This window comes from Oleiphilus sp. HI0132, assembly GCF_001635845.1.
The window spans coordinates 1-5,188 of the sequence record NZ_LWGJ01001260.1 but is presented as its reverse complement, the minus strand read 5'-3'; the positions used below and the strand labels follow the sequence as shown (position 1 = coordinate 5,188).

Below are 5,188 nucleotides of genomic sequence, written 5' to 3'. Positions count from 1 at the left end.
AGCGCCGTCTTTCCTAAGCTCAGGATTTACTTCTGACGTAGACTGGTAGAAACGCTCAAAAACATAAGGGATATCTTCGGCAGCGATGCCACGGCCAGTATCAAAAACACCGACTTGAACGCCGCGTCCTTCTAACTTCAGTGACAAGGTAACTTCACCACTTTCTTTACTGTGAGAGATAGCATTATCAATCAGGTTCTGGAGCACCCTCTGCATAAGAGAAATATCGGCATTCACCAAAACATTCTCATCAGGCACTTTTGCGATCAATTCAAGCCCCTTTTCTTGCGCTCGTAATTCATAGTCTTGTCGCACATCGTAAACAAGCTCAGTCAAGGAGAATATCTCGTATTGTGGCTGAACCCTCCCCGCTTCTAGTTTAGATAATTCAAATAATTGACTAACTAAATCCCTTAAACGCTTGCTATGACGATGCGCCACTTCCAAATATTTTCTCTGCTTAGCAGAGTCTAGCGTCTCGGACTTGATAATGAGTGTTTCCAAATAGCCCTGCATGGCTGCCAATGGCGTTCTTAAGTCGTGAGAGACATTAGATATTAACTCCCTTCTTAAGCGATCACTTTCAGCGAGTTGATCAAACTGGCTTTGTATTCGTTGGCGCATAAGCGAAAAGGAACTCGATAAAACTTCAATTTCATCACTGTTACTCCTTAATTCCCAAGCATCACTTGTGCCTAGCTCAGCCTCACGATAAGTTCGAATTTCCTGAGCCAGCTTCCTCAGTGGGCTAGTAATTCGCTTGAAAGATAACAAAGCTGAGAAAACGAAGAATAGCGATATTGCGCACATCGCTCCTAAGACAATGCGAATGATATGGCTGCTTTGCAGTGATTCGGCTATCGAGGCAGACTCATGACTAGCGAGCACGATATACAGAAAGCCTTTCTGCTTACCCTGAAAGAAGACAGGCGCGGCAGAGAATATATTGAGTTTATCAGGCTCTCTTGGATTACTCCCCAAGACTGCCTCATTCCCCTCACCCTTTAGCCATGAGTCTATTGCCCGTACATTGACCTGACCTTTATCGATTGAGGCGTCGGGTAGCGCATGCCCTAATACTTGACCATTATTATCCAACAAATAAACTTCAACACTTGGATTGATCATCATGGTATTGATTGCGATCCCCTTAAGTGCCTTTTTATTGATATTAAGGCTGCCATTTTCTCGCTCTGCTTTGTCTAAAAACAAAGGCTCAGATAAATGATCCAGTATGTACGGTGCCAAGTCACGATGGAGCCGCTGGGTAACTTCTTGATGATATTTATCACTGCTCCATAGCGCTAAGACAAAGAACATCCCTGTCACAAAAATACCGATGATAGATATGGTGACAGCCAGCTTTGTATAAAACGGCAGCTTTCGTCTCATCGCACCCTTTTCAATGTTCTTACTCTCCAAAACGATAACCCACCCCCCAAATTGTATTAATATATACAGGGTTTGAAGAATCCGATTCCAGTTTTGATCGCAAGCGATTTATATGAGAGTTAACGGTATGCTCATAACCTTCGTGACCATAACCCCAAACCTTGTCAAGAAGCTCACTACGTTTAAAGACCTTTCCCACATGAGATGCAAAGAACCAAAGTAAATCGAATTCTTTCGCTGTTAGATCTAGCGTCTTTTCAGCTAATTTTGCTTTTCTAGAAGAGGAATCTAAAGAAAGGCTAAGATAGCTCAATACACTCGCTTCAGGTCTTGGTTTCTCACTCTGGGCAGACCGTCTAAGCAATGCTTTTACTCTTGCCTTTAGTTCGGCCACACTAAAAGGCTTAACTAAGTAATCATCAGCACCAATCTCTAGACCTAAGACTCTATCCAACTCAGTTGAACGGGAAGTCACCATCATCAGCGGCACATAAATTTGTGAGACTCGAAGCATTCTACATAGCTCCAAACCGTCTATGCCTGGCAGTTGTAAGTCTAAAATAATGGCGTTCCACTGCTCTGATCTCGCTCGCTGAAAACCCTCAACGCCATCACTAACAACTAAAATATCGGCGTTTAAGTCTCGAAGGTGAAGCGACATAAGGTCTGCGATATCGGGGTCATCTTCCACAATCAGAAAACGCTTTCTATCAAGGTCAGAAAGAACATCAACCGCTTGTAAACTTTTACTCTCCATATGAAGGTTCATACTCTGCTCCCTAGCATTCATCATAAGCCTGTTTGAGACCATAAAAACGAGGAGCAGAGCTGAGGCTACTAAGCTTAAGAATAACAACATTCAAAAGCCCTCAAACAACGTGCGCTAACGAATACGTTCCACGCGAACACCCACAGCCGGGTTATCCCAACGGTGAACCTCACCTAAGGTTGAGCTTGATAAACCGTCGTCCTGAGTCACAACACCTGGGTGCAGATATACTGCGTCCCGAACATCATCACGAGCAACATTGAACCCTTCACGATCGCCACCTTGTGCTGCAGGCCCGGGAATTGTGTCTGCTGTCTCGGTGTTCGCTTCAGTGCCCGTATCATAGGTCAGCAATTCAAAACTCATACTCTCGTCAATCTCTAGTGCGCTAATTGCTTTACCGTTTAAAGCTGCAATAGCATCATTCGAGTTAACCAACATAGACACAACACTCAGTGATAAAGTTCCCAAGTATTTTTCAGAAGTTTGAACCTGAAACGACTCATACTCTCCTGGCGCTATAATTCCAGCACCAGACTCAGCAAGATAAACGTAAGAATCGTCAAGCGATGAGGATAAGAACAGGCTGTTGTCTCCCCCTTCAGCTAGTAACTCGAGTTCATCACTCGCCCTATGACCCGTCTGAAAACTCTTCCATTGGGAATCGTGCAATAAAACTGCAGCAGGCGATAAAGGCTGACCAGCCGTCAAGTTGCTCACTGTAACTTCAAACTCAAGCATGTCATCCTGCTTAGAGTCGTTATCAGAACACGCGGATAGAATTAGCGATGAGGCCAGCAGGGCTCCACTCATCAACTTCTTATTGATAGAAAAATAACCGTTCATAGCTCTGCCCTGTATTCGCTTACCGTTACAGTAATCTTGGCAATTGGGTTCAACCATCTGTGAGTAGTACTATCTAAATCTGAAACACCTCCATCAGCATCCAGATCCCCCAAAGCACCACGATGGATATGAACATAACCTTCAGCAGTGGCAACAATACCAGTACCATTTTCACCTAGGGTCGCTGCAACCAGCCCAGGAGCAGGAAAACCGGCCTCGCCTACCGCACCACTACCCACCACTTCGTCATTGGCTTCTGTACCTGCATCATAGGCTTTGGCATAGTATGTATAGGTTCCGGATTCACTGGGTATCTCGATTCCATTCAGAGCAATAAAGCCATCATTACTAGGCAAGATCATACCTACAACACTAAGCAGAACATTGCTTGTGCCATCGGTATTCAAGCTTGTAGAAGTCATTGATCCGGGTTCAAGAAGTCCCGAGGCAGGGTTATTGGATTGCACAGCGCCTAGCGCATCTAAACTGGCTTCAATTCCGCTTAAATCACCACCTTCTGCCATTGCCTGCAAATCATCTGATGCCACGCTTCCAAGTTCAAATAACGACGAACCTTCAGGGTGAGCTGTAACAGCCAAGGGCGTAAAGAATATTCCTCTGGTCAGGTTTTCGATAGTGACATCCACTTCTGCGGCTTGCACAAAAGGAGCACTAAAAGCTGGAAGTAAAAGCCCCAGCGCAATTTTTTTGATACTTGAGTGAGTTTTTTTCATGTCAGTTTCCTCCGGAAAACATTTATGTTGTTTTGGTGGAAACATTGTTACGCATAGGCTCAGCTACATTCCTCACGAAAGTATCACGAAAGAGTAATTAATTTATCGCTCAGCTTTTTTCTATAAACTTAACACTATGAAAGAATCACGATTGCACTATTGACCCCCTGTTAAGATGCGCCTATTATCCCTCGCGCTTGGAAGCCATCGATACTACTAAAACTACAACACGGACGTGAAAGCCAACCCTCTATGCGACCTTGCTAGAAACCTTGGCCACCATATACTCCGCGATACAATCCTTCAGCATCATACGTAATTTTCTAGGGACTATCAGCCTCCCACTGCATTCGCTCGCCTATAGGACGCCATATACATTTCCGGTACCTTACGAGCGAGTCGAGGCTGAACAATGACAGGAGAACGGATATGTCAACACTCAACAAAAAGATTGCAGCCCATCTTGAGGAGCAATTTCCCCCTGAGTTTGATGAGAAGTGGGTAAGTAAATTACTAACCGATAAAGAACCCAAAGTAAAAAAAAGAGTCACTAAACGAAAGACACCTGATCATGAAAAAGCTCTTCTAAAAGATATCGCACTGATCGAAGCCGAGATAAGAAAACAAAAGATAATCAGAAAAGCTAATTCAAGCAAAGCAGTAAAAGCAAGGAAGCCGGTTTCCAAACCTCCTCAAAAAACAAATGAACCTGAGTCCATGAGCGCTATCGAAAAGCAAAAAAAAGCACACATAAGTAAAAACCAAGCAGGCCTTGATTCAAACAATACACCGAACAAAAGAAATTCTCGCCGCCTTCTATCACGCCTTAAAAAACGTTAAATCAAGCTGACTCCTAAATTGATATATAAGCCCACTGAACTTAATTGGGCTTATATATCAATCAGCATATACGCCTATACAGCACCCTGCTTTCCGAAGAACTGCCCCACATTAGTTCAAGCCTCTTCCACCAAATTTATCGCGCCTCAAAACAAAGCTTGCGTCAAAAACAAAATTAGATCATTGTGCAATATATAGCACTTTAATTTTTTCATCAGTCAACAAAAGTGAACCAGAGCTCACATTACACTGTAAACAAAAATGTTACGAATTGTTAATCTCGGTACCCTAAAATGCTTCACGAAACTAAATTCCCACTCATAAAAGCTCATTTTGCCCGAAGATTAAAAGAACTAAGGAATGCCTACGGTCTAAAAAGAGGCACACCATTAAAGCAGCAAGAACTTGCTGAGGCGATTGGCGTTTCACGACGGGTCTATATCGATTGGGAGAACCCGACTAAAACAAATTCTGTTCCAACAGACATTAATAAGCTGATTGCTCTGTGTGAAATTCTAGATACCGACCTGATATACCTATGCACGGGGCTTTTTGATGGCCAAAAAGAGCGTAAGCATCAAGATAATTACGTAAACGTTTACTCTAG

Annotated in this window: 6 protein-coding genes; 2 read left to right on the top strand and 4 right to left on the bottom strand. The window is 43.4% G+C overall.

All coding sequences use genetic code 11. From position 1 onward, the window contains the following. From A3766_RS18980 to A3766_RS18965, 4 genes are all read right to left on the bottom strand, one after another. Window positions 1-1,422: cell wall metabolism sensor histidine kinase WalK (locus tag A3766_RS18980; RefSeq protein ID WP_068642783.1), on the bottom strand; the 1,422-nt coding region annotated here is incomplete at its 3' end. After that, window positions 1,412-2,161: a response regulator transcription factor gene (locus tag A3766_RS18975; RefSeq protein ID WP_231872177.1), complete on the bottom strand. Its 750-nt coding sequence runs from the start codon at window positions 2,159-2,161 to the stop codon at window positions 1,412-1,414. The genes A3766_RS18980 and A3766_RS18975, both read right to left, overlap by 11 nt. A 114-nt stretch (window positions 2,162-2,275) precedes the next feature. Further along, window positions 2,276-3,007, bottom strand: a complete 732-nt coding sequence (locus A3766_RS18970; RefSeq protein WP_197469834.1) for a spondin domain-containing protein — start codon at window positions 3,005-3,007, stop codon at window positions 2,276-2,278. Then, window positions 3,004-3,741, bottom strand: coding sequence for a spondin domain-containing protein (locus tag A3766_RS18965; RefSeq protein ID WP_068511296.1), 738 nt, complete (start codon window positions 3,739-3,741; stop codon window positions 3,004-3,006). The genes A3766_RS18970 and A3766_RS18965 overlap by 4 nt, the downstream gene beginning before the upstream one ends. Before the next feature lie 429 nt (window positions 3,742-4,170). Between A3766_RS18965 and A3766_RS18960 the strand changes: the two genes are divergently transcribed. Both A3766_RS18960 and A3766_RS18955 read left to right on the top strand, forming a co-directional pair. Beyond that, entirely contained in the window at window positions 4,171-4,581 is a 411-nt protein-coding gene (locus A3766_RS18960; protein ID WP_068508864.1) for a hypothetical protein, read from the top strand. A gap of 293 nt (window positions 4,582-4,874) precedes the next feature. Continuing rightward, window positions 4,875-5,188 (top strand): helix-turn-helix domain-containing protein (locus A3766_RS18955; RefSeq protein WP_156508981.1); only part of this gene is annotated, 314 nt, incomplete at its 3' end.